This window comes from Cupriavidus sp. YAF13 (genome assembly GCF_052113425.1).
Lineage (GTDB): Bacteria > Pseudomonadota > Gammaproteobacteria > Burkholderiales > Burkholderiaceae > Cupriavidus.
The window spans coordinates 1-25250 of sequence record NZ_JBFRDD010000050.1; the positions used below are offsets into that span (position 1 = coordinate 1).

At 67.2% G+C, this 25250-nt stretch carries 22 protein-coding genes; 11 read left to right on the top strand and 11 right to left on the bottom strand.

What is annotated here, in order from left to right:
- Positions 1–265 precede the first annotated feature (265 nt).
- The gene (gene poxR, locus AB4061_RS31075) at positions 266–1978 is read right to left on the bottom strand and encodes a phenol degradation transcriptional regulator PoxR (RefSeq protein WP_441640057.1); all 1713 of its coding nucleotides are present in this window, start codon (positions 1976–1978) and stop codon (positions 266–268) included.
- Between the two features lie 174 nt (positions 1979–2152).
- Between poxR and AB4061_RS31080 the strand changes: the two genes are divergently transcribed.
- From AB4061_RS31080 to AB4061_RS31090, 3 genes are all read left to right on the top strand, one after another.
- The gene (locus AB4061_RS31080) at positions 2153–3118 is read left to right on the top strand and encodes a patatin-like phospholipase family protein (protein WP_441640058.1); all 966 of its coding nucleotides are present in this window, start codon (positions 2153–2155) and stop codon (positions 3116–3118) included.
- A gap of 81 nt (positions 3119–3199) precedes the next feature.
- Positions 3200–4417 (top strand): CaiB/BaiF CoA transferase family protein, encoded by a 1218-nt coding sequence (locus AB4061_RS31085; protein WP_441640059.1) that lies wholly within the window; start codon positions 3200–3202, stop codon positions 4415–4417.
- A gap of 121 nt (positions 4418–4538) precedes the next feature.
- Positions 4539–4823: a hypothetical protein gene (locus tag AB4061_RS31090; RefSeq protein ID WP_441640060.1), complete on the top strand. Its 285-nt coding sequence runs from the start codon at positions 4539–4541 to the stop codon at positions 4821–4823.
- Between the two features lie 112 nt (positions 4824–4935).
- On the opposite strand, the gene AB4061_RS31095 is transcribed toward AB4061_RS31090, so the two are convergent.
- A complete protein-coding gene (locus AB4061_RS31095; protein WP_441640061.1) occupies positions 4936–5589 on the bottom strand; it encodes a peroxiredoxin in 654 nt (217 codons plus the stop codon).
- A gap of 271 nt (positions 5590–5860) precedes the next feature.
- Positions 5861–7252 carry an aminotransferase-like domain-containing protein gene (locus AB4061_RS31100; protein ID WP_441640062.1) on the bottom strand — a complete coding sequence of 464 codons (1392 nt, stop codon included), beginning with the start codon at positions 7250–7252 and terminating at the stop codon, positions 5861–5863.
- Between the two features lie 111 nt (positions 7253–7363).
- On the opposite strand from AB4061_RS31100, the gene AB4061_RS31105 reads away from it, so the two are divergent.
- From AB4061_RS31105 to AB4061_RS31115, 3 genes are all read left to right on the top strand, one after another.
- Positions 7364–8662 (top strand): hydroxymethylglutaryl-CoA reductase, degradative, encoded by a 1299-nt coding sequence (locus AB4061_RS31105; RefSeq protein WP_441640063.1) that lies wholly within the window; start codon positions 7364–7366, stop codon positions 8660–8662.
- Between the two features lie 134 nt (positions 8663–8796).
- Positions 8797–9306, top strand: a complete 510-nt coding sequence (locus tag AB4061_RS31110; RefSeq protein ID WP_441640064.1) for a hypothetical protein — start codon at positions 8797–8799, stop codon at positions 9304–9306.
- Positions 9307–9345: 39 nt separating this feature from the next.
- The gene (locus AB4061_RS31115) at positions 9346–10734 is read left to right on the top strand and encodes a tripartite tricarboxylate transporter permease (RefSeq protein WP_441640065.1); all 1389 of its coding nucleotides are present in this window, start codon (positions 9346–9348) and stop codon (positions 10732–10734) included.
- Here the strand turns inward: AB4061_RS31115 and AB4061_RS31120 are convergent.
- Entirely contained in the window at positions 10718–10849 is a 132-nt protein-coding gene (locus tag AB4061_RS31120) for a hypothetical protein (RefSeq protein WP_441640066.1), read from the bottom strand. The two genes, AB4061_RS31115 and AB4061_RS31120, sit on opposite strands and share 17 nt — an antisense overlap.
- Positions 10850–11304: 455 nt before the next feature.
- Between AB4061_RS31120 and AB4061_RS31125 the strand changes: the two genes are divergently transcribed.
- From AB4061_RS31125 to AB4061_RS31135, 3 genes are read left to right on the top strand one after another with little or no spacing between them, the layout of a single operon-like run.
- Entirely contained in the window at positions 11305–12174 is an 870-nt protein-coding gene (locus tag AB4061_RS31125; protein WP_441640067.1) for a DUF2167 domain-containing protein, read from the top strand.
- A 37-nt stretch (positions 12175–12211) separates the two neighbouring features.
- Positions 12212–12946: a site-2 protease family protein gene (locus AB4061_RS31130; protein WP_441640068.1), complete on the top strand. Its 735-nt coding sequence runs from the start codon at positions 12212–12214 to the stop codon at positions 12944–12946.
- A gap of 35 nt (positions 12947–12981) precedes the next feature.
- Positions 12982–14124 (top strand): tetratricopeptide repeat protein, encoded by a 1143-nt coding sequence (locus AB4061_RS31135; RefSeq protein WP_441640069.1) that lies wholly within the window; start codon positions 12982–12984, stop codon positions 14122–14124.
- Positions 14125–14193: 69 nt separating this feature from the next.
- Here the strand turns inward: AB4061_RS31135 and AB4061_RS31140 are convergent, their stop codons facing one another.
- The 3 genes from AB4061_RS31140 to AB4061_RS31150 form a co-directional block, all read right to left on the bottom strand.
- Complete coding sequence (locus tag AB4061_RS31140; RefSeq protein ID WP_441640070.1) at positions 14194–14688, bottom strand: hypothetical protein; 495 nt, start codon at positions 14686–14688, stop codon at positions 14194–14196.
- A gap of 93 nt (positions 14689–14781) precedes the next feature.
- On the bottom strand, positions 14782–15030 hold the full coding sequence (locus AB4061_RS31145) for a GlsB/YeaQ/YmgE family stress response membrane protein (RefSeq protein WP_017230370.1): 249 nt from the start codon (positions 15028–15030) through the stop codon (positions 14782–14784).
- 60 nt (positions 15031–15090) lie between these two features.
- Positions 15091–15273 (bottom strand): hypothetical protein, encoded by a 183-nt coding sequence (locus AB4061_RS31150; RefSeq protein ID WP_441640071.1) that lies wholly within the window; start codon positions 15271–15273, stop codon positions 15091–15093.
- A gap of 246 nt (positions 15274–15519) precedes the next feature.
- Between AB4061_RS31150 and AB4061_RS31155 the strand changes: the two genes are divergently transcribed.
- Positions 15520–16428, top strand: a complete 909-nt coding sequence (locus tag AB4061_RS31155; RefSeq protein WP_441640072.1) for a DMT family transporter — start codon at positions 15520–15522, stop codon at positions 16426–16428.
- A gap of 134 nt (positions 16429–16562) precedes the next feature.
- Here the strand turns inward: AB4061_RS31155 and AB4061_RS31160 are convergent, their stop codons facing one another.
- Positions 16563–18518, bottom strand: coding sequence for a methyl-accepting chemotaxis protein (locus AB4061_RS31160; RefSeq protein WP_441640073.1), 1956 nt, complete (start codon positions 18516–18518; stop codon positions 16563–16565).
- Positions 18519–18873: 355 nt separating this feature from the next.
- Here AB4061_RS31160 and AB4061_RS31165 point away from each other — a divergent pair, with 355 nt between their 5' ends.
- Entirely contained in the window at positions 18874–19125 is a 252-nt protein-coding gene (locus AB4061_RS31165) for a hypothetical protein (protein WP_441640074.1), read from the top strand.
- A gap of 42 nt (positions 19126–19167) precedes the next feature.
- Here the strand turns inward: AB4061_RS31165 and AB4061_RS31170 are convergent, their stop codons facing one another.
- From AB4061_RS31170 to imuA, 3 genes are read right to left on the bottom strand one after another with little or no spacing between them, the layout of a single operon-like run.
- A complete protein-coding gene (locus AB4061_RS31170) occupies positions 19168–22650 on the bottom strand; it encodes an error-prone DNA polymerase (RefSeq protein WP_441640075.1) in 3483 nt (1160 codons plus the stop codon).
- Between the two features lie 21 nt (positions 22651–22671).
- Positions 22672–24237: a Y-family DNA polymerase gene (locus tag AB4061_RS31175; protein ID WP_441640076.1), complete on the bottom strand. Its 1566-nt coding sequence runs from the start codon at positions 24235–24237 to the stop codon at positions 22672–22674.
- On the bottom strand, positions 24170–25075 hold the full coding sequence (imuA, locus tag AB4061_RS31180) for a translesion DNA synthesis-associated protein ImuA (RefSeq protein ID WP_441640077.1): 906 nt from the start codon (positions 25073–25075) through the stop codon (positions 24170–24172). The genes AB4061_RS31175 and imuA overlap by 68 nt, the downstream gene beginning before the upstream one ends.
- Positions 25076–25250: the final 175 nt, after the last annotated feature.

A 25250-nucleotide genomic window follows, 5' to 3' on the forward strand; every position in this document is an offset into this window, starting at 1 on the left:
GCCGTACGAAGAAACCAGTATCCCCAGCACCCGCGATTGCTCTGCACCCGGCAGGGTCGGCTTTCTTCTCGTTAGTCTTCTTTGCCGACGCAAAGAAGAGTGACCGGCAGCCCCCGCAGGGGGATGTCGTATGGCTCTTGGGTCCAAAAACCAACGCCGTACAAAGAAACAACGACCAACCCAGTAGGGGTATGTCGTATGGCCCTTGGGTCCAAAAACCAACGCCGTACAAAGAAACAGCGAAAGCCCCAAAACAGCCCCCCCCTTACCCCCCCTTACCCCCTCCCCCCCTCATCTTCCACCGATACGCCAACTGCGGCCGCGTAATCCCCAGCAACCGCGCCGCCTGGCTCATATTGCCATTGGCGCGCTGCATGGCCGCCTCCATCAGCACCGTCTCCACATCGCCCAGGGCAAGTTGCTGCTCAGCCATATGATCGAGCAAGCCATGCACCGCAGCCTCCCGCAGTTCGGGCAAGGTGCCCTTGACGCCAAGGCGCGGCGCGGTGTCCATGGCGGGCGGCGCGCTAGTCGGCAGGAACAGGTGGTCCGCGGAGATCTGGCCGCCGTTGCTGGCCAGGATCACGCCGCGCTCGATCACGTTCTCCAGTTCACGCACATTGCCCGGCCAGTCATAGCGGCGCAGCTCGGCCAGCGCGCGGTCGGTGATGCCGACGATCTTCTTGCCGTGGCGCGCGCCGTAGCGGGCCACGAAGCGTTCGACCAGCAGGCGGATATCGTCGAGCCGCTCGCGCAGCGGCGGAATGGTGACGGGATAGACGTTGAGCCGGTAATACAAGTCCTTGCGGAAGGTACCCTGCTTCACGGCCTCGGCCAGGTCCACGTTGGTGGCGGCCACCAGCCGCACGTCCACCTTGCGCGGCTCGGCGCCGCCCACGCGCTCTACCTCGCCCTCCTGCAGCACGCGCAGCAGCTTGGACTGCGCCGACGCCGACAGCTCGCCCAGCTCATCCAGGAACAGGGTGCCGCCGTGCGCCCGCTCGAAGCGGCCCGGGCGCGACTGGTGCGCGCCCGTGAAGGCGCCCTTGTCCACGCCGAACAGCTCGGCCTCGATCAGCTCATCGGGAATCGCGGCGCAATTGACCGCGATGAAGGGCTTGTCGGCCCGGGCGCTCACGCCGTGCAACGCTTGCGCAAAGCGCTCCTTGCCAACACCGGTCTCGCCCAGCAGCAGCACCGTGACACTGCTCCCGGCGGCGCGCTGCAGCAGGCCCCAGGCAGCGCGGAACTCGGGCGAGCAGCCCACCAGGTCGGCTGGCTTGTCGGTGCTGCGCTGCAGGGCGCGCAGGTGCTCGACCTCGCTTTGCAATTCCAGGATGGTCTCGATCACCGGGTCGGGCTGGTAAAGCGCTAGCACTTCGGCGCCGTCCTCCCACGCCTCCAGCGGCTTGCCGACGATGCGGCAGTGATCAGAGCCGCAGGCAATGCACTCGACCTCGCGGTAGAGGATGGTGCGGCCCATCAGGGCCGAGGTGTAGCCGGTGGCGTAGCCGATCTGCATCCAGCAGGCAGGCGCGTCGACGATGCCGAACAGCTGCCGGTGCACGTCGCCTTCGAAGGAGTCTTCCCACAGGAATTCGCCATCGTAGATGCCTGCCGCGATGTCGATGTCCACCTTGACCGGCGTCACCCGCACCACGCCTTCGATGGTGTGCAGGCAGGGCCCGATCTCGAGCAGGCCAAAGTCGCTGTCGCCCGGGCGCAGCTTCTTGGCCAGCTCCGCGTCGCGCATGCCGGAATGAAAGCCCATGCGCATGAACAAGCCGCGCGCGCGCTCCATGCCTAGGGTATCCACCAATTCCTTGCGCAAGGCGCCCAGCGCCGCGGTATGAATCAGGATCATGCGCTGCTCGTCCAGCCAGATGGAGCCCTCCTCCATGGCAAAGCGCAGGCGCCGCGCGAGATGGGCCAGGCCATCGCGCATGGTGGCCGAAAACTTGTCGGTTGAACTGCTCATTGTCTCCTCTCTTGGCGGCCAGGACACCCTCGGCGCGCGTGCTTTTCCTAGCACTGCATGCACATTATGTGCCATCCGCGCCCGCTGGCCCCACGCGCGCCTGTCATGCCGGCGCAATGTCGCCTATCCTTTCCTTGACAGCGATCTCCGCTTTAATGCACTGCACCAGAGCCCATGGAAAAAACCGCATTTGTCTTTGCAGGCGGCGGCAGCCTCGGCGCCATCGAGGCCGGCATGCTGCGCGAGCTGGTGGCGTGGGGCGTCAAGCCTGATCTGGTGATCGGCGCCTCGGCCGGCGCCATCAACGGCGCCTATTACGCCTGCAACCCGCATGTGGCCGGCACCAACCAGCTCGAGACGCTCTGGCGCGGCTTGCGCCGGGCCGAGGTGATGCCGTGGTCGTGGCGCAGCCTGTTCGGCATGCTGCGCGGGCAGCGCGCCCACCTCGTTGACTCCGCCGCCCTGCAGCGCCTGCTGTCGCGCCACTTTGGCGATATGGCGATGGAGCGCGCCGAGCTGCCGCTGTACGTGGTGGCCACCGACATGGCCACCGGCGCGGAGGTGGTGCTGTCCTCCGGCAGCCTGGTCCAGTCGGTGCTGGCAAGCGCCGCCATCCCCGGCGTGTTTCCGCCGGTGTCGCTGGGCGGGCGGCAACTGATCGATGGCGGCGTGGCCAACAACACGCCGGTGTCCACCGCCATCCGCCTGGGCGCCACGCGCGTGGTAGTGCTGCCGGCAGGTTTTGCCTGCGCGCGGCGGCGCGAGCCGCGCGGCCCCATCGACCATGCCTTCAACGCGCTGTCGCTGCTGGTGGCGCGCCAGCTGGTGCAGGACCTGGAGCGCTGGGCCGATCACGCGCATATCTCGGTCGTCCCGCCACYGTGCCCGCTCGACGTCTCCCCCTACGACTACACCCAGTGCGGCACGCTGATCGACCGCGCCGCCGCGGCCACGCGGGCCTGGCTCAACGCCGACGGGCTCAACAGCCGGCACATCCCCGGCGCGCTGTCGCCGCATTCGCATGACGAAGCCAATCCGAGCTGCGACTTCGATCCGCACCAGGCGCACCCGGCACAAGGGTCCGCCGACCATACGCATCAACCCCACGCTGGCCACACGCACGCTTGCGCCCCGCAGTAAGCCGGCTTTGGCATTGGCGAATTGCGTGGCCGGCCGATCCGGCAAATGATGCGGGATCTCAATCCTCCAGGTGGCAAGCACATGAGCGCAATTCTCGACGGCATCAAGGTACTCGACCTGACGCGGGTGGTAGCCGGCCCATGGGCCACGCAGAACCTGGCCGACATGGGTGCCACCGTCTACAAGATCGAGAAGCCCGGCGACGGTGACGACACCCGCAAGATGGGCCCGTTCCTGACCGATGCGCAGGGCGCGGTCACCAACGACTCCGCCTTCTATCTGGCCTGCAACCGCGGCAAGCAGTCGGTCACGATCGATATCTCCCGGCCCGAGGGCGCCGAGCTGGTACGCCAGCTGGCCGCCCGCTGCGACGTGGTGGTGGAGAACTACAAGGCTGGCAGCCTGAAGAAATACGGCCTCGACTACGAATCCATCCGCGCGGTGCGCCCCGATGTGATCTATTGTTCGGTCACCGGCTTCGGCCCCGATGGCCCCTACGCGGCCCGCCCGGCCTACGACTTCATCCTGCAAGGCATGGCCGGCCTGATGAGCACCTGCGGCCAGCCGGACGGCAGCCCCGGCGGCGAGCCGATGCGCACCGCCATTCCCATCACCGACATCCTCACCGGCCTGTACGCCACCGTCTCCCTGCTGGGCGCGCTCTACCACCGCCAGGCCACAGGCGAAGGCCAGTACATCGACGCCGCCATGCTCGATGCCTCGGTCGCCGTCAATGGCCACCTGGCGCTGGGCTACCAGATGACCGGCAAGCTGCCCCGGCGCGCCGGCAACAGCAACCCCGTGGCCGCGCCCTCCGAAGTCTTTGCCTGCCGCGACGGCCACCTGATCATTGCCTCCGGCAACAACGGCCAGTTCGCCGCGCTGTGCAAGCTGCTCGGCATGCCCGAGCTCGCGGCCGATCCGCGTTACATGCAGAACGCCGACCGGGTTGCCAACCGCGACATGCTGCGCGAGACGATTGCCCAGCGAGTGGCCACCTGGAACGCGGCGGACCTGCTGGCGTCGCTGGAACGCGCCGGCGTGCCAGGCGGCCCGATCAACGAGCTCGACGAAGTGTTCGAGGATGCGCAGGTCAAGCATCGGGGCTTGCTGGTGCAACTGCCGCACGGGCGCGGCGTGGATGCGCCGAGCCTGCGCAGCCCGATGCGGTTCTCGGCCACGCCCGTGGCGATGCGCTGCCCGCCGATGCTGGGCGAGCACACGGATGCGGCCCTGCGGGCGGAACTGGGCTTGAGCGACGGGGATGTCGCGGGCTTGAGGGAGCGGGGAATCCTGTAGTTGGCCGCTCGGCTGGCTGCTCGGCCGGCTGCCTTGCGTGCGGCGCGCAACGCTCGGAATTGACGCGCCCCGGGAACGGGTACATCCTCTGGACATACTCTTCCCATCAGCGGAGCAAGCCATGACCTCAAACGAATTCGCATCGTTCAAGGCACACTTGTCCATGTTGCTGCGCGACCTCCCGGTCGGGACCACGGCGGACCTCGCCGACGTGGCCGTGGCGGCGTACTGGGATGGCACGCGGATCGTCGGCACCTACCTGCGCGACGGCGGGCGGCTGGACGAGGCCTTCGACTTCGACGAAAACGCCTGGGAGAACTGGCACGACGACTTCGTCGGCTGGCTGGCCACGCCGAGTTTCACGCAGCGCGATGAACTGAGGGCTTCACTGGCAGGCGCGCGCTGACGACCGCAGCTTACGACTTCGGCTTACAACCGCGCTGACAACAATGCGCGCCGTCCTCCAGCCGGAGGATCGGCGCCACCATCTCACTGCGAACCCATCCGCCGCCTGCCCCTTACTTCGGCTGCGACACCACCCGCAAATACGGCTTGAGCGTCTTGAAGCCCTGTGGGTATTTCTTCTTGGCGTCGTCGTCGGAGACCGAGGTGGGGATGATCACGTCTTCGCCCGGCTTCCAGTTCACCGGCGTGGCTACCGTGTGCTTTGCATTCAGCTGCAGCGAATCCAGCAGCCGCAGCACTTCGTCAAAATTGCGGCCGGCACTCATCGGATAGACCAGCATCGCCTTGACTTTCTTGTCCGGCCCGATCAGGAACACCGAGCGCACGGTGGCATTGTCCACGGCAGTGCGCGGCCCGCCACTCGCGTTCGGATGGATCATGTCATAGAGCTTTGCGATCGTGAGGTCGACGTCGCCGATCATCGGATAGTTGACGGCGTGGCCCTGCGTTTCCTCGATGTCCTTGACCCACTTCTGGTGGTCCGCCACGGGGTCCACGCTCAGGCCGATGATCTTGGTGTTGCGCCGGTCGAATTCCGGCTTGAGCCGGGCCATATAGCCCAGTTCCGTGGTACAGACCGGGGTGAAGTCCTTCGGATGGGAGAACAGGATGGCCCATTTGTCCCCAATCCATTCGTGGAAACTGATTTTCCCCTCCGTAGTATCGGCAGTAAAATCGGGCGCTTCATCACCGATGCGAATCGACATATTCAACCTCCATGTTGGTGAGTGTGGATGCGAGGCAAGGACCGGCACAGTAGCGGCTGTCGTCCCGACGCGGCCCTGAGCTTCGGCGCGTCTACGTCAGTATAGTGGGCTGTCACGAAGCGCAAAGGTGGATGCGAAAACGCAAACGCTACGTCTCGGTAGCGCATCTCGATAGCGCGCCTTCACGCCCGCAGTACCGTATGGGGCACTTGCAAATGATCGATGAAGGCATCTCCTCTGCCCCCGTCGACGCGGGCGGCCATGCATTGCGCTAACGATCCAGCGCGCCGCGCACAGCTGCCTCGAACCTGGGATCCAGCACCGCGCCCACATTGAAGCGCGACCACGGCGATGTCGCCTCGGAGTCCACGCGAAAGACGCGGCCCGGGGCGATCACGACCTTCTGCGGCAGCAGTTTCTGCGCCAGCACCAGCGAGTCGTCCACGTTCGGCAGCGCGCCCCACAGGTACAAGCTCTGCCCGGTCCGCGCAAAGATGCGCGCATCCAGCCGGTCGAACAGCGCCAGCGCCTTGTCGGTGGCCTCCGCCAGTCGGGAGCGCAGCTTGGTGATGTAGCGCTGGTAGTGCCCCTCGCTCAGGATCACATCGACGGTGCGCTCGCAATACTCCGAGCTGCTCACGTGGATCAGCGCCTTGAGATCGGCGAGATCGCTTGCCAGATCCGCGCCGCAGGCAATGAATCCCACCCGCAACGCGGCGGAGACGGACTTGGAGAAGCTGCCGATGTAGATGGTCCGCTCCAACTGATCCAGCGCCGCGAGCCGGGGCAGCGTGGTGGGCTTGAAATCCGCCAGCGCGTCGTTTTCCACCAGCAGCAGGTCGAACTTCTGCGCCAGCTGCAGCACGCGGTAGGCCTTGGCGGCGGAGAGGTCCGAGCCGGTGGGGTTGTGCGCGACGGACTGGGTGAAGAACAAGCGCGGCCGTTCCTGGATCAGCAGCTGCTCCAGCGCCTCCAGGTCAGGCCCATCGGCAAGGCGCGGCACGCCGACAATCCTGACGCCAGCCAGCTTGAGCTTGCCGAACAGCGGGTAATAGCCGGGATCGTCGACCAGCACCGTCGCGCCGGCCGGCAGGAAATACCGAATCACCAGGTCGATGGCATCGTTGGCGCCGTGCGTCAGCACGATCTGCCGGGGATCGGCGCCGATGCCAAGGTCGCCCAGCTTGCGCACCAGGTGATCGCGCAGAGGCCCGTAGCCGAAGCGGTTGCCGTAGCGAAACAAGGCGCCCAGGCCGGTGCGCACCACCTTGTGGTGGTACTTGTCCAGGCGCGCCTCGGCTAGCCACGCCACCGGCGGAAACCCATCGCCCACCGCCAGCACGTCCGGGCTGCTCTTCAACTGCTCGCGCATCAGCCAGACGATGTCCATCGCGCGCCGCAGCGAGCCGGCATCTTCGTCCCGCGGCGCTTTGGCCGGCCGCTCGAGCACGAAGTAGCCCGCGCCGCGCCGGGGTTCCACCAGCGCGCGCCCCACCAGGATCTCGAACGCGGCGACAACCGTGTTCTTGCTGTACCCGTGCAACTGCGCCAGCTCCCTGAGCGAGGGCAGCTTGTCGCCGGTGCGGTAAGCGCCTTCGACAATCTGCCGCTCGATGGCATCGGCCAGCACGGTGGCAATCGAGGGGGATCTGGGGTTCGTCATCGGCTTGTGCTCCGGAAGGCTGGATCAAACTGTCCTGCCTAACTGTACCTTTTTATGCTGGTACAGTGTACCTAAACTGTCTCCATTCCAAACCCACTCACGGAGACACCGATGGTGACCGATTCCCGCCTGCCCAATTTCCGCGCCATGACGCCGGCCCAGCGCCTGGCCTATGTGGGCGATGCCGCCGCCTTGTCGGCGCAGGACATCCGGCTCCTGGCCGAGCCTGGGGCGCTAGGCGTGGAGCTCGCCAACGGCATGATCGAGAATGTGATCGGCACGTTTGAGCTGCCGTTTGGCGTCGCGGGCAATTTCCAGGTCAATGGCCGGGACGTGCTGGTGCCGATGGTGGTGGAAGAGCCGTCGGTGGTGGCCGCGGCCTCGTTCATGGCCAAGCTGGCGCGCGAATGCGGCGGCTTCGAGGCATCCAGCACAGGCCCGCTGATGCGGGCGCAGGTGCAGGTCCTGGGTGTCACGGACCCTTACGGCGCCCGGCAGGCCTTGCTGAAGCAACGAGCGGCGATCCTGGACGTGGCAAACAGCCGCGACAAGGTGCTGATTGGCCTTGACGGCGGCTGCAAGGACATCGAGGTCCACGTCTTCCCCGATACGCCACGCGGGGCCATGGTTGTGATCCACCTGATCGTGGATGTGCGCGATGCCATGGGCGCCAACACGGTAAACACCATGGCCGAAGCGGTCTCGCCGCTTGTCGAAAACATCACCGGCGGCTCCGTGCGGCTGCGCATCCTCTCCAACCTGGCCGACCTGCGGCTGGCACGTGCCCGCGTGCGGCTCACGCCGGCGGTGCTCGCCACCAAGGAGCGCAGCGGCGCCGAGATCATCGAGGGCGTGATCGACGCGTATACCTTTGCCGCCATCGACCCCTACCGGGCCGCCACGCACAACAAGGGGATCATGAACGGCATCGACCCCGTGATCGTGGCGACCGGCAATGACTGGCGCGCGGTCGAGGCCGGCGCCCATGCCTATGCCTGCCGCGGCGGCCGCTATACGTCGCTGACGCACTGGGAGAAAGACGCCAGCGGCGCCCTGGTCGGCACCATCGAAATGCCGATGCCGGTGGGTCTCGTCGGGGGCGCCACCAAGACGCATCCGCTGGCGCGCCTGGCATTGAAGATCCTCGACGTCAAATCCGCCCAGGAACTCGGCGAGACTGCGGTCGCGGTGGGCCTGGCACAGAATCTTGGCGCGCTGCGGGCGCTGGCTACCGAGGGCATCCAGCGCGGCCACATGGCGCTGCATGCGCGCAACATCGCGCTGGTGGCCGGCGCCACCGGCGACGAGGTCGACAGCATTGCAAAGCGCATGGCCGAGGAGAAAGACGTGCGCACCGACCGGGCGGTGGCATTGCTGGCGGCACTCAGGAGCAGGTGGGCTGGCAAGTAGCTAGGCAGGTAAGCAGGTAAGCAAGAAAACGCGGCACAGCCGCGGCGAAAGACAAGAACCAGAGCTGGCATCGACGCGCGCAAGCACGCAAGCACGCAAGCGCCTGGATGCCAGCCACATCCGGAGACATGTAAATGAACACACAGCAAGCGCCATCGGCGCGGCGTCTCGTCGAGGTTTGGGGCGACACCGCGGATACCCGGCACCTGGCGTGGTCCATCGCCATCGGGGCCGTGGTCAGCCTGACGGGATTCCTGCTCGCCAGCCGCGTGCTCAACGGGCTGGTCAAGACACCGGAGCTGGCGCGTGCCTACGCCATGCTGGCCGGCCTGGCGGGCTGCCTGCTTGCGGGCGTTATCTGCGCCTGCCTGTTCCGGCCTAAACGTGAAGTGATCGAAGGCGAGGCCGCCGATCCGACCTGGCGCGAGGAAGTGCTGGACAAGCTCGCGGAGGAAGCCGGTGGGCTCGGCGCCATCGCAGACCTTCCCGCGTCCGTGGTGCAGGAGCTCAAGGAGCTGCAACTCTTCGCGCTCTTCGCAGCGCGCGAGCGCCGCAATGGCGTGCCGCAGCCGGCAGAGGACGCGGCGCTCTCCACGTCCGTCACGCCCACCGCGCCCGCCAGCCCCCGGTCCAACCTGGCTTGAACGCCTGCCCACGGATATCCAGGATATCGAAGGCTCATCATGATCGAATCTGCACTGCTTACCCACATCCTCATTGCCGCCGGCATGGGGCTGGCCGGCGCCGTCGTCTTTGCGGCGATCGGCCTGATCTCCGGCACCGATGAAACCACCACGCTGGCGCCGCTGACGCTGCTGGTGGTGTTGCTGGGCGTGCCGCCCGAGGGGGTGTTCACGTTCTTCCTCGCCGGCGCCGTCGCCAAGCACATGACCCACGCCATCCCCACCGCGCTGCTCGGCATCCCCGGCGACACGATGGCCACGCCGCTGCTCCAGGATGCCAACCACCTGCGCAACCTGGGCGTGCCGCATATCGCGCTGCGCAAGATGATCTCGGGCGCGCTCATCGCGGCGTTTATCGCCGTGCCGCTGGCGGTGCTCTTCGCCGTCCTGCTCGCGCCGTTCGGCTCGGCGATCACCAAGGCCGCGCCGTGGATCTTCGTGGTGGCCGCCGTGATCATCGCCTACAGCTCCGTCGGCAGGTGGGCTTCGGTGGCCACGCTGGTGCCCTTTGTCGTAGTCATCGTGGCGTTGCAGACGCTGACGGCGAAGTTCGGCGTCAAGCTGAGCATCAGCTACTTCCTGGGCATCGCCATCGGCCCGCTCATTGCGGATCTCTTCTCCTCCATCTCCCCGGTGGATCGCCCGCGCATGCAGCGGGACCGCGTGCGCAAGTTCGCGCTAGCGCCTGACGTCAAAGGCTGGTCGGGGTACTTCCCCAATCCGTTCAAGGTGCTCGATCGCAGCCAGGTGAAATGGACCGTGGCCACCGCCACCGTGTCGAGCGCGACGTTCGTGTTCAGCCCGGTCGCCATGACCGTGGTCCTCGGCGAGATCGTGGGGGCACGGGTCAAGCACGCTTATCACCGCCTCACCACCGTGCTCAGCGCACGCAACGGCATCACGGAAGCCACCTATATTGCCGAGGCCCTGATCCCGCTCATCGCCTTCGGCTTGCCGCTCAGCCCGGTTGCCGCCGGCCCCGCCGCGCCGCTGTTCAATGCGCCGCCCGTCTACACCGTGGATGCCGGCGCCGGCCAGACCCACAACCTGCACAACCTGCTGAACCACTGGGAGTTCCTGGGCTACGGGCTGCTGGCCGTGCTGCTAGCCGCGCTGGTGYCCTACCCGTTTGCCATGAACTACGCGCGCAGCGCCGCCCTGTTCGTGTCGCGCAAGGTCTCTCATGAAGCCATCATCGCCACCTTCGTCGGCCTGATCCTGGTCATCAGCGTCTGGGAGGGCCAGTTCCTTGGCCTGCTGGTGATCCTGACCATGGGCTTGCTGGGCGGGCTGCTTTCCAGGGCGATCGGCTTCAATACCGGCGTGCAGTTCATGGGCTACTACACCGCCGTGCTGACGGTGCCCGCGCTGCTCAAGCTGATTGGCTAGCCCTGAATTCTTCCTTGATGAATGCCTGGAACTGGTCGGGCGTCCCGCCTACCGGATCGATCCCGTACTCGATCAGGCGCGCCTTCACCTCCGGCTGGTGCAGCACCGCATCCATCTCGGCCGGTGGCTTGGCGGCATGAGATTTGGGGGGATGATCCGGGAGGTGTTTTGGTAGTTTTTGGGGTTTTGCGTGGGGCGTCGCTGTTTATTTCGTCGGCGTTGGTTTTTGCACCCAAAAGCCATACGACATCGCTCTGCGGGGTTGGTCGTTGTTTCTTTGTACGGCGTTGGCCTTTGGGTACAAAAGCCAACGCCGTACAAAGAAACAGCGACCAACCCAGCAAACCAATATCCCCTTTCCCTGCCGCAAATAAAAAAAACGCTAAAATCACCAACCCCCGGAATATCGGGCAATTGCACTGCATGCGCGGCCACTGGAAGCCCCCCTTCCCCCGGCCATCATGGGCAGTGCCCCAAAAAAAACAAACAAATAATCAAGCGAAGGGAGAAGTCATTGTGGGAATGATGGGTCATGAGTTGCGTGGCATGCTGGCCAGCCTGGCATGCGGGATGAGCCTCCTTGCTTCCGGCAGCCTGCTGGCGCAAGGCAGCGAGAGCAAGGAAAAGGAGATGGAGGCAGCCTGGCAGGCAGCGCAGTCCAGCGCCCAGGCGGGTCCGGCCACGGTAAAACTGGGGGAACAGGCCACACTGAAGCTGCCGGCCAAGGAAATCTTCATTCCCCAACCGGCCGCCGGCAAGCTCATGCACGCCATGGGCAACCTCACCGACGAGCGGCTGCTCGGCCTGGTGCTGCCCACCGGCGACGACGACTGGATGGTGGTGGCCAAGTACGAGCCCTCGGGCTACATCCGTGACGACGACGCCAAGGACTGGAATGTCGACGATCTCTTCAAATCGCTCAAGGAAGGCACGGAAGCCGCCAACGAGGAGCGGGAGAAGCGCGGCATCCGCGGGCTTGAGATCGTCGGCTGGGTGGAGCGGCCCCACTATGAGGCGGCCAGCCATCGGCTGATCTGGTCGATGTCGGCTCGCGAGAAAGGCCAGCCGGCCGATGCCCCGCAATCCGTCAACTACAACACCTATGCGCTCGGGCGGGAAGGCTACGTCAGCCTGAACCTGATCACCGCGCGCGACCAGGTCGACGCCAACAAACCCGTGGTGCGCACGTTGCTGTCCAACCTCGACTTCTCCGAGGGCAAGGCCTATGCGGATTTCAATTCCAGCACCGACAAGGTGGCGGAATACGGGCTGGCCGCGCTGATCGGCGGGGTGGCGGCGAAGAAGCTGGGCTTGCTGGCCATCCTGGCGGCGTTCTTCGCCAAGTTCGCCAAGGTGATCATGCTGGCAGTGGCGGGCATCGGCTATTCCGCCACCAAGTGGTTCAAGCGCAAGCCGTCCGGTCCCGCAGAGCCGAAGTGAAGGCGCATTCCTCCCTCCCGGCTACGGATTTGCACGAATGACCAAACTGCTGCTCCTGCTCATGGGCGGCCTGAAGATGGGCAAGCTGCTGACCACGGGCGGCACCATGCTGCTGTCGATCGGCGCCTATGCGCTGATCTTCGGCTGGCGCTATGCCGTCGGCTTCGTGCTGCTGATCTTTGTCCACGAGATGGGCCATTTCCTGGCCGCGCGCCGCCGCGGGCTGGCCGTGGGCGCGCCCACCTTCATTCCGTTCGTCGGGGCCTGGGTCGAACTCAAGGACCAGCCGGTCGACGTCGAGACCGAGGCCTATATCGGGCTGGCGGGGCCGGTGGTTGGCACCCTGGGCGCGCTGGCCTGCTATTACATCGGCCGCGGCACCGGCAGCGGCCTGATGCTGGCGCTGGCCTATGCGGGCTTCTTTATCAACCTGTTCAACCTGATCCCGCTCTCGCCGTTCGATGGCGGCCGCGTCACCGCGGTGCTGTCGCCGCGCATCTGGTTCATTGGCGTGCCGGTGCTGGTGGCGATGTTCCTGTGGCGCCCCAGCCCGATCCTGATCCTGGTGGCGCTGCTGGCGGCCCCGCAGTTGCTCAAGGCCTGGCGCTACGATCCGCAGGCCCCGGAGAACCGCGCGTATTACACCATCAGCGCGGAAATGCGCCTGACCTATACGCTGTACTACCTCGGGCTGGTGGCGTTCCTGGCGGTCATGAGCCATGACCTGCACGGCATGCTGGGCAGCCTGCGCGCCAGCGGCATGGGCGCCTGACCGCCCGAATCCAATTCAACCTGAATACCAAGACAATGAGAAGCAAAACGCTTTACCTGAAGGGCGCAGTGCTGTTGGCTGTGGCAACCATTCCCGCCATGACCCAGGCGCGCGACTACCGCCAGCCGGGCACGCTCGGCGAAGGCGCGCAGGTGCACCGGTTCGTGCTGCGCGATCCGGCCACCAACCGGCCCCTGCCCGAGGCCCGTTACCGCTTGTTCCTGCCGGGCCAGCGGATCGCTGGCGTCACGCCGAAGCCGAACGAGCAGGACAGTGTGATCTTTGGCGTCACCGACAAGCAGGGCAATACCGTGTCGGTGCGGCTGCCTAAGCGCTATCCCAAGGGCAAGTGGATCCTCAACCCGATCATCGGCGATGGGGATTTCGGAGAGTCGTTTTTGCTGCGTGGCGAGACCAGCAACCATCCCATGGGCGGCCTGCCCTATGTGCTCGACCTCAAGGACGGTTTCCTGTTCTGCAACAGGACGGATAGCCGCGGCTATACCTACTACGCGCAAAGCCACAAGGCCCAGACGATCAGCCTGGACTATGAGTTTGGCAGTATGGAACCGGCCCAATATGCCTGGTGCAAGCGCCAGTCCGAGACCATCGCCGCCCTGCCCACCAGCGCCGGGCCGGCGGCCGTGTTCCGGCAGATGCTGGCCAGCTACGAGGCCGGCAAGGACGAAATCAGTGCGGATTTCCAGGCACGCGTGCGGCGCAAGCTGATCGACCTGGCGATTGCCGGACGGGACGACAGGCAGCTGGATATCGCGCTTGGCCTGGCACCGCTCGCCAAGGAGAACCTGAACGAGGTTGGCTATTCGCTGGTCGATGCGAACTGGATGGTCGGGCGCGGCATGGCGATGATCGACGAGGCGCTGGCTCACTCGCCCGATGACCCATTTATCCTCGACAGCAAAGGCTGGGCACTGTTCCGCCTGGGCCAGCCGGAGCAGGCGCTCGGCTACATGGAGCAATCGCTGGCCGCCTTTGGCGAGGGCACCGAGAGCAACCTGGGCGCACGCGTGGAAGGCCTGGTGCACAAGGGAGAAGCGCTGTGGCAGCTGAATCGCAAGGACGAGGCGCGCGCCGCGTTTGCGATGGCGACTCACCTGTCGCCCGACGACGAAACGCTGCTGCGCACGCTGGCGCGGCTGGAGGTGGAACTGCCATAGGCACACCGCCCCGCGCTGAGGTCGCGGGGCGCTGCGACAAGGCCTTCAAGCCCATGCCAGCCCGGGCACTCAGCCTTGCTGGTGTTCCTTGAACTTGGCCAGCGCAATGGCCAGCGCGGCGCTCCCGATGGTCTTGACCAGCGTGGGGTGCTGCGCGTAGAAGCCGGCGATCTGGTCGACGATGCCCGGATGGACCTGCTCGGCGTGGGTGGCGATCTCCTGCACCTGCGCCGGGCTCAGCCGGCTGGCCTGCTCGGGCGTGACCTGGGTCGCGCCGGGCTGCAGCAGATTGCCCAGTGCGCCGCCTGCCGCGCCGGACAGCACCGCCGGCCCAAGCGTTGCCAGCAGCTGGTTAAGCATGCCCGCCTGCTGCGCACCGTTGGACTGGCCGAACAACTCCCCTACCATATTGCCGAAGGCCGGCGTCTGATCCGAGTGGAAAGCACCGGCCAGCAACTGGCCAAGCGCGCCCTCCGGGGCGTTCTGCGCGATGTGGTCCACCTGCTGCTCGGGATTGCCGCCAAGGGCGGAGGCTGCGTTCTGCAAAAAATCCATCAGGCTCATGATCGGGTTCCGTGATCTGTGTTGCGGGTGCTGCTGCTTGGTGCTTGGTGCTCGGCTCTTGCTGTTGGCGTATGGCCATCAGCGGCTCGGGGCCTAGCTCTTTTTGCTGATCAGGTGATAGGCCAGCAGCAGGATCACCGCGCCCACCACGGCGCCGATAAAGCCTGCCGACTGCCCCGGGCGATACCAGTGCAGGGCTTGCCCGAGAAAGGTGGCCGCCAACGCGCCGCCAATGCCAAGCGCGGCCGTGAGGAAGAACCCGCTAGGGCCGTTGCCCGGGGTAATGGCGCGCGCGACGAGCCCGGCGACGAAGCCGATAAGTATGGTCCAGATCAGGTGCATGGCGTCAGGAGAAAAGAAAAAGGGGTGCGCCCCCAGCGGAGCGCACCCTGAACCCGCGCATTACTGCGCGGCGGATTTGGCCGGCGTTGCCGCCTTGGTATGCTTGGTGCTGCTGTGTGTCTTGGTCTTGTGCGCGCTCTTTTCGACCTTGGCAGGCGCCTTGGGGGCGTCGGCTGCCGGTGCCTGGGCGAAAGCACCGGCAGCAAAGAGTCCGAGGGTCAGGATGGCGAGTACCTTCTTCATGTCTATCTCCAGGTGAGGCGCGCAACTTGCGCGTTGCCTGTAAAAACGGCCCGGTGGCAGCGCGTGTTGACAGCGGGAACACAGCGCTATGTAACAGTTCGTATCCGGATGATGGGAAGACTAGCGCAACGCATCCGCCAGCAACACGCCAGTCACAATCGTTTGCAATTCACGCCTGCGGCATAATGCCGGCGGAAAACAAGACAAACAAAACAACAAGAATACGAACAGGACGACAACCCTCCGATGACCACTTCCGCCGCCGGCCGCGCCCGGCTCGACTGGGGCACGCTTGGCCTGCTGACCTTCCCGCCGCTGAGCTGGGCCGGCAACGCCATCGTCGGCCACTACGCCGCCGGCGCCATCCCGCCGATCACGCTGAACTTTGCCCGGTGGGCGCTGGCCGGGCTGCTGCTCGCGCCCTATGTCTGGCGGGGCGTGCGCGAGCATGCCGCCACGCTGCGCCAGCATGCCGGGGTGATCGCCGCCATGGGCATGCTCTCCGTCTCGGTGTACAACGCCATGCAGTACCTGGCGCTGACCACGTCGTCGCCGATCAACGTGACGCTGATCGGCGCTTCCGCCCCGATCTTCCTGCTGATCATCGGCGCGCTGTTCTTCCGCGAGCGGGTGCGCGGCTGGCATGTGGTGGGCGCCCTGCTCTGCCTGGCCGGCGTGGGCGTGGTGATGCTGCGCGGGGATCCCGGGCGGCTGGCCCAGCTGGATTTTGTGGCGGGTGATTTGTTCATGCTGGCGGGCACCATCACCTGGAGCGCTTACACCTGGCTGCTGCGCAAGAAGCGCCCGGACTTGCCGCTGGCCGTGCTGCTGTTTGCGCAGATCGTGGCGGGCGTGGCGGCCTGCGTGCCGTTCGTTGCGTGGGAGCTGCTATCGGGGAGCGTGCCGATTCACTGGAACGGCAAGACGCTCGGCATCCTGGTGTATGTGGCCACGATCCCTTCGCTGCTGGCCTACTTTGCCTGGGACCGTGCGATTGCCCGCGCCGGGGCGCAGCTGCCGGTGTTCTTCTTCACGCTCACGCCCGTCTTTGCCGCACTGATGTCTTCCGCGCTGCTGGGCGACTGGCCGCGCTGGTATCACGCGGCCGGGCTGGGCGCCATCGTGGCCGGCATCTGGATCGCCAACCGGCGCTGAGCGCGCCGCCGTACTCCGCCTGAGAGGCTGTTTCAACATGAAGCGAAGCGGTTCTGGCTAGGCGCGCGGCCGCGGACAGTCAAGTGGTACGGCCAAGGCCGCGCAACGACGCCAGCATCTTTTTGAAATAGCCGCTAAGCGGCGACCGCCGGATCCAGCCGGAAGACCGCCACCGAACGCTCCATGCGCTGCGCTTGCTCCTTGAGCGCATCGGCCGCTGCGGCGGCCTGCTCGACCAGCGCCGCGTTCTGCTGCGTGACCTGATCCATCTGCGTCACGGCCTGGTTGACCTGGGCAATGCCGCTGCTCTGCTCCTGCGACGCGCGGCTGATCTCGTCCATCATGACAGTCACGCGCTTGACCGCGGCAACGATGCTGTCCATGGTGGCGGTGGCATCCCCCGCCAGCGCCGAGCCGGCCTCGACCCGCTGCACCGACTGCGAGATCAGCGTGCGGATCTCCTTGGCGGAGCTGCCGGCGCGCTGCGCCAGGCTGCGCACCTCGGTGGCCACCACGGCGAAGCCGCGCCCGTACTCGCCGGCGCGCGCCGCTTCCACCGCGGCATTGAGCGCCAGGATGTTGGTCTGGAACGCGATGCCGTCGATCACCGCGATGATGTCGACGATGCGTCTGGAATCGGCTTCGATCTCGCCCATGGTCCGCAGCACGCGGCCCACCGAGGTCCCGCCGGCCACGGCGATGTCGCAGGCCTCGCCCGCCAGCGCGCTGGCCTGGTCCGCGCTGCTGGCGTTCTGCCGCACGATCGCGGTGAGCTGCTCCATGCTGGCGGCCGTCTGCTGCAGCGACGAGGCCTGCTCCTCCGTGCGCTGCGACAGGTCCAGGTTGCCTTGCGCGATCTCGCCGGCGGCCGCCAGCACGTTCTGCGCGCCGACCTTGGTATCGCCGATCAGCGCGCGCCAGGTATCCACCAGCGACAGCAGGTGCCGCTTGACGTGGCTCAGCTCGTCGCTGCCGCGCACCTCCAGCGTGATGGCCAGGTCGCCGGCGTTGATCCGTCCCACCATGCTGGCCACTTGCTGCACGTCGGCGCGCATGCCGTGGCTGAAGCCGGCAAACAGGTAGAGCGCCGCGCCCACGGCCAGCAGGGCGACGCCGGCCAGCACCTCGAGCTGCAGCATCTCGGCAGCGATGCGCTGCTCCAGCATGTCGCGGGCAATCCCTGAAAACGCCTTGTTGACCGAGGAGACCGCGTTGATGGCCGCCGTCGCCTCGTCAAAATAGGGCTTGGCCTCGATGGCGATGCCGCCGCTGCCGAGCATCTTTTCCTGCAGCGTGCGGTAGAAGGTATCCATCACTGCCAGTTGCGCGAGCGCACCTTGCACCCGCGGGCGATACGCCGGGGCGCCGCGCATCACGCGATCGATGTCGCGCCGCACGGATTCCAGCCCGTCCTGGATCTGCTCGCCCAGCGCGGCCAGCTCGGCTTGCTGCGCCGCATCAGCGTATCCGCCCTGGCTGATGATGGCCGCGCCCCTGCCGCGCGCCAGCGCGCTCAGCTCGGCCAGTTTGGGCATCTGCCCCACCATCAGCGTCACCACGTAGTACGAGCCGCTGTCGGGATCGAGCGCGAGCGAAGAGCGGTCCGCCACATCGCCGATAAACAGCCGCGTCTGCTTGACCAGCGCGCTGTGCATGCCGAACAGCGCGCCGGCGGTGGCGTTCAGGCCCGTTTCATGCATGCGTTGCCACGACTGCTCCAGCTTGCGTGCGTCAGGCATGACATCGAAGCGCGCGGCCTCGCCGGCTTGCTTCTCCAGCTCGCCAAGGTGTGCGGCTGCCTTCGCATCGGCACCGTCAAACGTCGCGCGAAACGCAGCGTTGCCAGCGAGCACGGCATTGGCCGCGCCGCGACGGACCTGCGTCTCGCGCATGAAATCGAGAGCACGGTCGACGATGGCGAGGCCGCTCAGTTCGTCCTGCGAAGCGCGGATCGTCTGCACCGACAGGCTCAGCACCGCGTAGAGCGCGCCGCCAAGCGGGATCAGGAACAGGATGGCCAGCAACAGCAGCTTGCGGGTGATGGTGAGGCGCGCCATCAGGCGCACGGCGGGGGAGAGAAAAGTGGCCACGAAGATCCCAGAGAATCGCTTGCATGCGTCTTGTATCGGCTGGCTAAACGTTGACTGAAGCGCGTTTTCACGGCTTTTTTCGCATGCACAAGGGCGGGGCCGAAAAGGCACAATGCGGGTGCAGAATGCCCGCTAAACGGGCGTAGAACCAGCGCGTGCAGCAAGGAACGGAGATCAGGCTGACACAAAACAGACGCAAAACCGACGTACAACGAAGGGATCGCGAACGCAGCGCGGCGGGCAGGCAAAGCGCAGAAGAAACACCTGAACCAATGCCACCTGGCGCTGTCTTTCCGTAGGCGGTTCTGCCCCTGCCGGGCCGCGCGATCAGGATGTTCAACCCCAGGAGATGGCGATGTTAAGCCCCCACGAATTTGCCACCTTGCTGCTGGTCCACGATGTACAGGATCGACTGGAACTCGATCCCGTGGACCTGGAAGCACTGCTCGAACGCGGCCTCGTGTCGCTGCAAGAATGCGCGGCCGACCGCTGGTGCCCGCGCATTACCGAGCACGGCTATGCGCTGCTGCGCGCGGTCGGCTGGCAGGGGGAGATGAACCGGGCACGGCGTGGCGAAGCGCTCGGGCACGAGGCGCCCGCGCAGTAGCGCGGTCACGCAGTCACGCCCCGACTGCACCCCAATCGCGCCCTAGTGAAAATCGCGGCTGGACACCGTCAGGCGGCCCAGCAGCGGGCTCAGGTCCACCAATTCCTGCGCCACGAGGTGCCTGACCTCTCCCTGGCGCTGCCACGTGCCGATCACCCCCAGCAGCTTCGCGCCCAGCACTTCCTTGCGCTGGCGCTCGATCAGATCCGGCCACAGGATCACGTTGATGGCGCCGGTCTCGTCCTCGATCGACGTAAAGATGGTGCCGCCGGCCGTGGACGGCCGCTGCCGCACCGTGACGATGCCGCAGGCACGCACCTGCCGGTTGTTGCCGCAGCGGGACAAATCCTGCGCCGTGGCGTAGTGCATCGCGGCCAGCCGCGGCCGCAGCAGCGCCAGCGGATGCGACTTGAGCGACAGGCCCGTGCTGGCGTAATCGGCCGCCACCTCCTCGCCCAGGCGCGGCGCGGGCAGYGATAGCTCGCCCTCGGGCGGCGGCGCCTGGGCGAGCAGGTCGTGATGCGCGGCCTGTAGCGCAGCGGCGCGGGCCTGCCAGCGCGCCTGGCGGCGATGCCCGGCGAGGCTGGCCAGCGCGTCGGCCGCGGCCAGCGCATCGATGTCGTGCCGGTCCAGCCGCGCGCGCAGCACCAGGTCTTCCACGCTGGCGAACGGCGCCTCGGCGCGGGCCAGCGCGATCCGCCCGGCCGCCGCCTCGCGCATGCCGTTCACGCGGTTCAGGCCAAGCCGCACCGCCGGCTGGGCGCGCTGGCGCGCGCGCGCTGGCACACCGCTGGCCGCATGCTCCAGCGTGCTTTCCCAGCCGCTCACCGTCACATCCACCGGATGCGTGCGCACGTGGTGCCGGCGCGCATCCTGCACCAGTTGCGACGCCGAGTAGAACCCCATCGGCTGGCTGTTGAGCAGCGCGCACAGGAAGACCGCCGGATGGTGGCACTTGATCCACGCGCTGATATAGACCAGCTTGGCGAAGCTGGCGGCATGGCTTTCCGGGAAGCCGTATTCGCCAAAGCCCTCGATCTGCTTGCAGATGGCTAGCGCAAAAGCCTCCGGGTACTTATTGCGGGTGAGCGCCTTGACCAGCGCATCCTGGTGCTGTTTCAGGTCGCCCTTGCGCCGCCACGCCGCCATGGAGCGGCGTAGCTGGTCGGCCTGCCCCGGCGTAAAACCGGCGGCGTCGATGGCCAGTTGCATCACCTGCTCCTGGAAGATCGGCACGCCCAGCGTGCGGCCCAGCACCTTCTCGATGACGTCGTTGTGGTACGCCGGCGGCTTGCCGGTGCGCCGCTCCTGCTCGCGCCGCTTCAGGTAGGGATGCACCATGCCGCCCTGGATSGGGCCGGGCCGCACGATSGCCACTTCCACCACCAGGTCGTAATACTTGCGTGGCAAGAGGCGCGGCAGCATCGACTGCTGCGCACGCGACTCCACCTGGAACACGCCGATGGTGTCTGCCGCGCAGATCATGTCGTAGGTTTTCGGATCTTCCTTGGGCACGTCTTCCATCCGGTACGGCGCGCCCGAGCGCGTGGGGATCATCGCCAGCGCGCGGCGGATGGCCGAGAGCATGCCGAGCGCCAGCACGTCCACCTTCAGCAGGCCCAGCGATTCAAGATCGTCCTTGTCCCACTGGATCACGCTGCGGTTTTCCATGGCCGCGTTCTCTATCGGCACCAGCCGCGACAGCTTGTGCCGCGCAATCACAAAGCCGCCCACGTGCTGCGACAAATGGCGCGGAAAGCCGCGCAGTTGCGCGGTCAGGCTGGCCCACTGCCGCACCGCCGGCGCGTCCGGGTCCAGCCCGTACTGCGAAATGCGCTCCAGAAAGGTCTTGCCGCCATCCCACCATGCCTGCCCCTTGACCACCTGCTCGATCACGCTGGCATCGATGCCCAGCGCCCGGCCCACGTCGCGCAGCGCGCTGCGCGAGCGATAGGTGATCAGCGACGCCGCCAGCGCGGCGCGATGGCGGCCGTATTTCTCGTAGATGTACTGGATGACTTCTTCGCGCCGCTGGTGCTCGAAGTCCACATCGATGTCCGGCGGCTCGTCGCGCTCGCGCGAGAGAAAACGGCCGAACAGCAGGTTGGCATCAGCGGGATCGACCTCGGTGATGAACAGGCAATAGCAGACCAGCGAATTGGCTGCCGAGCCGCGGCCCTGGCACAGGATGCCGCGGCCGCGGGCAAAGCGCACGATGTCGTGCAYGGTGAGAAAGAACGGCTCGTACTGCTTCTCGCGGATCAGCGCGAGCTCCTCCGCCAGTTGCTTGCGCCATTCGGGCTTGAGCCCTTTGGGGAAGCGCCGCAGCACGCCTTTCATGGCCTCGCGGCGCAGGTAGCTGAATGGCGTCTCGCCCGGGGGCACCAGCTCCTCCGGATACTCGTAGCGCAGCGACGCCAGCGAGAAGTCGCACATGGCGGCAACCCGCAACGTCTGCGCCAGCGCCTCGCGCGGGTACAGGCGCGACAAGCGCTGGCGCATGCGCAGGTGCTGCTCGGCATTGGGCGCCAGCGCCATGCCGCATTCGGCCAGGGGCTGGCCCACGCGGATCGCGCTCAGCACGTCCGACAGCGGCTTGCGCGAGCGCACATGCATGGTCACCGCGCCGGATGCCGCCAGGGGCACGCCGGTCAGCGCCGCGGCTTGCTCCAGCCGCAGCCGGTGCGTGGCATCGGCATAGCCCTGCAATTGCTCGAGCGCGATCCAGCCGCGCTCGCCAAACGTCTGCCGCATCCATTGGGCCTGCCGCAGCAGCTCGGCGGGGTCCGGGCAATACGAAGGCAGCAGCAGCGCCAGGCAATCGGGCATGCCGCGCAGGTGGGCCTGGTCCGGCTGCGGCGCGGCGATGTCGTCGGGATGCAGCGCGTAGGTGCCCTTTTGCACGCGCGTGCGGCCCAGCGTGATCAACTCGCTCAGGTTGCCGAAGCCTTCGCGGTCCTGCGCCAGCAGCACCAGCCGCAGCACGGGCCGGCCCGCGTGGTCGGTGAGCGTAAAGCGGCTGCCGATCAGCAGGCGGAAATCCTGCGCGGCACGGGCCAGGTCAAGCAGGCGATCATGCCGGCGCAGGCGGGCCTGCAAGGCTTCATCGGCGCTCCCGGTGGCGGTGGCGTCCGGCGCGGCGGGGAATTCGCCATCCCCTTGATGCTCGCCGTCTTCGTGGTCGCCCTCCTCCGGCGCCTCCGCTGCCTCGTCCTCATCCTCCCCCAGCCCGGCGGCCAACCGCGCCGCGCTGCGCTCGGCCGCATCGCGGGTGCGTTCGCGCAGGTCCTTCAGCGCATGGTGCGCTCGGGCCGTGCCCGCCACCGAGCATTCGTCGGTCAGCGCCAGGCCGCGGTAGCCAAGCGCAAACGCGCGCTCGATCAGCTCGACCGGATGCGACGCCCCGTCCAGGAAGGTGAAATTGGAGATGCAATGCAGCTCCACATAGTCGGGCAACGCCGGCAGCAGCGCGGAAAGCGCCGGCGGCAAAGCGGAGAATGAAGGGTTGGCGGGCTGGCTCGACATGGCAAAGATTCAGGCAAACGCTCAGGCAAACAAGCCATGCAGGAACCAGCGGTACTCGCCGCTTTCCTCACGCCCGGGGCGCTGGCGATAGACCCAGCAGCGCAGCCCGTCCGCCCGTTGCGCAACGAAGTAATCGCGCGTGGCCAGCGCGCCGTCCCACCAGCCGGATTCGATGCGCTCCGGCCGCGAGAGCAGCGTCAATGGCCCGCCGTAGCAAGGCCGATGGCGCTGCACAGTCAGCGCCACGGGTTGCGCCATCAGCCACAGCGGACGCTCCGGCATGCCCGCTGGAGCACGCTCCGGCTCGCGCGGCGCGCGCGCAGGCATCTCGTCCACCGGGCACCAGCGGTTGGCGCGCTCGGGCCGGTGGTCGGCCAGCGGCTGCGGTTGCAGCACGTTCTCCCGGCCCAGGCGCGCCATCAGCGTATCGAGCACGCGGCCCAGCTCCGCCGGCGTGCCGCCTGGCTCGGGAAACAGCGCATCGCTCTGCGGCACGCAGGCCTGGACCGATTCCACCACCAGCAGCAGGCTCACCGCCGGCACGTGGAACTGCACCTTGTCCAGCCGCTCCTGCAACAGCTTGGACAAATGCATCGGATCGCGGCTGGGCTGCGCCAGGCTGATCGTCACCGGCGTTGCCTGCGTCTGGGCACCCAGCCGGTAGCGCTCATGCTCCAGCCGCAGCACAAGATGCGTCACGCCCGCCTGCTGCACGGCCAGCCAGCCGGCCAGYGCCAGCAGCAAGCGCTGCGCGCCCGCCATCACGCCCTGCACGGATTCGGTCCGGCCTGGCAGCTCCATGCGCTGCGAGAAGGTGGCAGGCGCGCTGAACCACGTAAAGCGCACCGGCACCTCGCCATAGGCCTGGTCCAGCCGCGCCAGCAGGTCCGGCCCCAGCCGGCGCCGCAGGCCGGCACGCGGCAGGCCCCGCACCTCGCCCACGGTCCGGCAGCCGATGCCATCGAGCCAGCCATCGTCCGCCAGCCCTTGCAACATGCCCACCGGCAGCCGGTCCAGCAGCCGCGCCATGCGCTGCGGCCCCACCGCGCGCCGCGCCGGACGCACCAGCCCGCCCCGGCGATCCCGCCGCAGCGGCTGCGCCGCCAGCCACGCCGCCCCGAAGGCCGTCGGCCCGCAGCCCAGCTGCAGGAACACCCCCAGCCGCCGCACCCGCGCATACACCGCCCGGCACAACGCTAGATGGCCGCCAAACAACCGCAGGCTGGCCCCTGCATCGATCATCACGGTAGCCACCCCGGCATCGGGATGCACCGTGACATGCGGCGTGAAATGCAGCAGCGCCAGCGCCAGCGCCGTCATCACCTGCGCCTCGGCCGCCGGCTCGCGCTGCAGTTGCACCACCTGCGCCGACAACGCCTGCACGCCGCCCCGCCGCATCCCCGCCTGCACGCCCAGCGCCACCGCCGGGCCGTTGGCCAGCACCACCCGCTCGCGCTCCATCACGGCCACCGGCACGCTGTGGTGCAGCAGTCCGGCGCAGGCGTGGAGCGCGGCGGGCTCAGGCCAGTTCGGCTGCAGCGCGTCCAGCGACAGGCGCGGCAGATGCACCGCGATCCAGTACGACATGGGCTTGCTCTCCCGCAACGGCTTGGAAAACCGGGGCATTCAGGGGGACCGGCATCGACGGGGCCTGCAGCGCCGCAGGCGGCGTGGCCATGGCGGGGACCGCCATCATCTCGCCCAGCGACAGCACCAGCGGTGTATCGCGCACCGGGCCGCGCCGCTTGTGGAACGTGACCGACACGGCATTGCCCGGCGCCGGCGACAACAGCAGCCGCAGCACCGCCGGCGACGACTCGCGCAGCACGCTGGCCGGCCGGCACGCCCACACCACGGCGTCTCCCGCCTGCGCCAGCACCTGCAAGCGCCGCAGCGCCTCGGGACGCGCCGTGGGCAGCCACACCATCACCCCGCCAAAGGCCTGGCTGCGCAGCACCTGCTCCGCCGCCCACAGCACATCCGCCTGCGCCGCGGCCCGGCTCGCGCCAGCGGGCGGGCGCACCCAGTACAACTGGCGCGCCGGCAAACCCCATTCGGCCAGGCACGTTGCATTGGGCAGGTGCGGCGGCCCGATCAGCGCCACCCGGCGCTGCGCCGCGGCCAGCGCCAGCAACGCCGGGCGCAGCAGCCGCAACTCGCCCGCGCCGGGGTCGGCCAGCAGCTCTGTGAGCGCGCCCACCGGCCAGCCACCGCCCGGCAACTCGGCCGAGAGCGCGTCATGGCCGGTCGGCAAGGCCGGCACGCTGCCCGCCCGGCCCAGATGGCCAAGCTGCCCCGCCCGCCACAGGCCGGGATAGCGTTGCTCCAGCGCGTCCAGCGCCCCCTGCCGGTCGGCCACGGGCGGCTGCGCCAAAGGCGAATCGCCCGACGTATCGGGCGATATGGGGAAGAGTTCGGCGGTCATGTGATGCGTGCGGCTCAGCCGGGGGGACTGACACGAAATTTCCTGATACTGTATGTTTATACAGTACCACGGATGCGCGCAAGGGTGAAGCGGTGGGGACGCCGAGCTATGGAACCTGACAAGAGTTAGCGGCGCCGTGCTGCATCGGTGGCATGAGAATATGCTGCCATCGCAA

What these genes read in the sequence shown, in the direction of transcription:
- AB4061_RS31165 (WP_441640074.1), top strand. Translation starts at nt 18,874, where the DNA reads ATGTTAAGCCCCCACGAATTTGCCACCTTGCTGCTGGTCCACGATGTA.
- AB4061_RS31095 (WP_441640061.1), bottom strand. Translation starts at nt 5,589, where the DNA reads ATGTCGATTCGCATCGGTGATGAAGCGCCCGATTTTACTGCCGATACT.
- AB4061_RS31130 (WP_441640068.1), top strand. Translation starts at nt 12,212, where the DNA reads ATGACCAAACTGCTGCTCCTGCTCATGGGCGGCCTGAAGATGGGCAAG.
- AB4061_RS31125 (WP_441640067.1), top strand. Translation starts at nt 11,305, where the DNA reads ATGAGCCTCCTTGCTTCCGGCAGCCTGCTGGCGCAAGGCAGCGAGAGC.
- AB4061_RS31120 (WP_441640066.1), bottom strand. Translation starts at nt 10,849, where the DNA reads ATGGATGCGGTGCTGCACCAGCCGGAGGTGAAGGCGCGCCTGATCGAG.
- AB4061_RS31100 (WP_441640062.1), bottom strand. Translation starts at nt 7,252, where the DNA reads ATGACGAACCCCAGATCCCCCTCGATTGCCACCGTGCTGGCCGATGCC.
- AB4061_RS31145 (WP_017230370.1), bottom strand. Translation starts at nt 15,030, where the DNA reads ATGCACCTGATCTGGACCATACTTATCGGCTTCGTCGCCGGGCTCGTC.
- AB4061_RS31155 (WP_441640072.1), top strand. Translation starts at nt 15,520, where the DNA reads ATGACCACTTCCGCCGCCGGCCGCGCCCGGCTCGACTGGGGCACGCTT.
- AB4061_RS31090 (WP_441640060.1), top strand. Translation starts at nt 4,539, where the DNA reads ATGACCTCAAACGAATTCGCATCGTTCAAGGCACACTTGTCCATGTTG.
- AB4061_RS31085 (WP_441640059.1), top strand. Translation starts at nt 3,200, where the DNA reads ATGAGCGCAATTCTCGACGGCATCAAGGTACTCGACCTGACGCGGGTG.
- AB4061_RS31150 (WP_441640071.1), bottom strand. Translation starts at nt 15,273, where the DNA reads ATGAAGAAGGTACTCGCCATCCTGACCCTCGGACTCTTTGCTGCCGGT.
- poxR (WP_441640057.1), bottom strand. Translation starts at nt 1,978, where the DNA reads ATGAGCAGTTCAACCGACAAGTTTTCGGCCACCATGCGCGATGGCCTG.
- AB4061_RS31110 (WP_441640064.1), top strand. Translation starts at nt 8,797, where the DNA reads ATGAACACACAGCAAGCGCCATCGGCGCGGCGTCTCGTCGAGGTTTGG.
- AB4061_RS31135 (WP_441640069.1), top strand. Translation starts at nt 12,982, where the DNA reads ATGAGAAGCAAAACGCTTTACCTGAAGGGCGCAGTGCTGTTGGCTGTG.
- imuA (WP_441640077.1), bottom strand. Translation starts at nt 25,075, where the DNA reads ATGACCGCCGAACTCTTCCCCATATCGCCCGATACGTCGGGCGATTCG.
- AB4061_RS31105 (WP_441640063.1), top strand. Translation starts at nt 7,364, where the DNA reads ATGGTGACCGATTCCCGCCTGCCCAATTTCCGCGCCATGACGCCGGCC.
- AB4061_RS31140 (WP_441640070.1), bottom strand. Translation starts at nt 14,688, where the DNA reads ATGAGCCTGATGGATTTTTTGCAGAACGCAGCCTCCGCCCTTGGCGGC.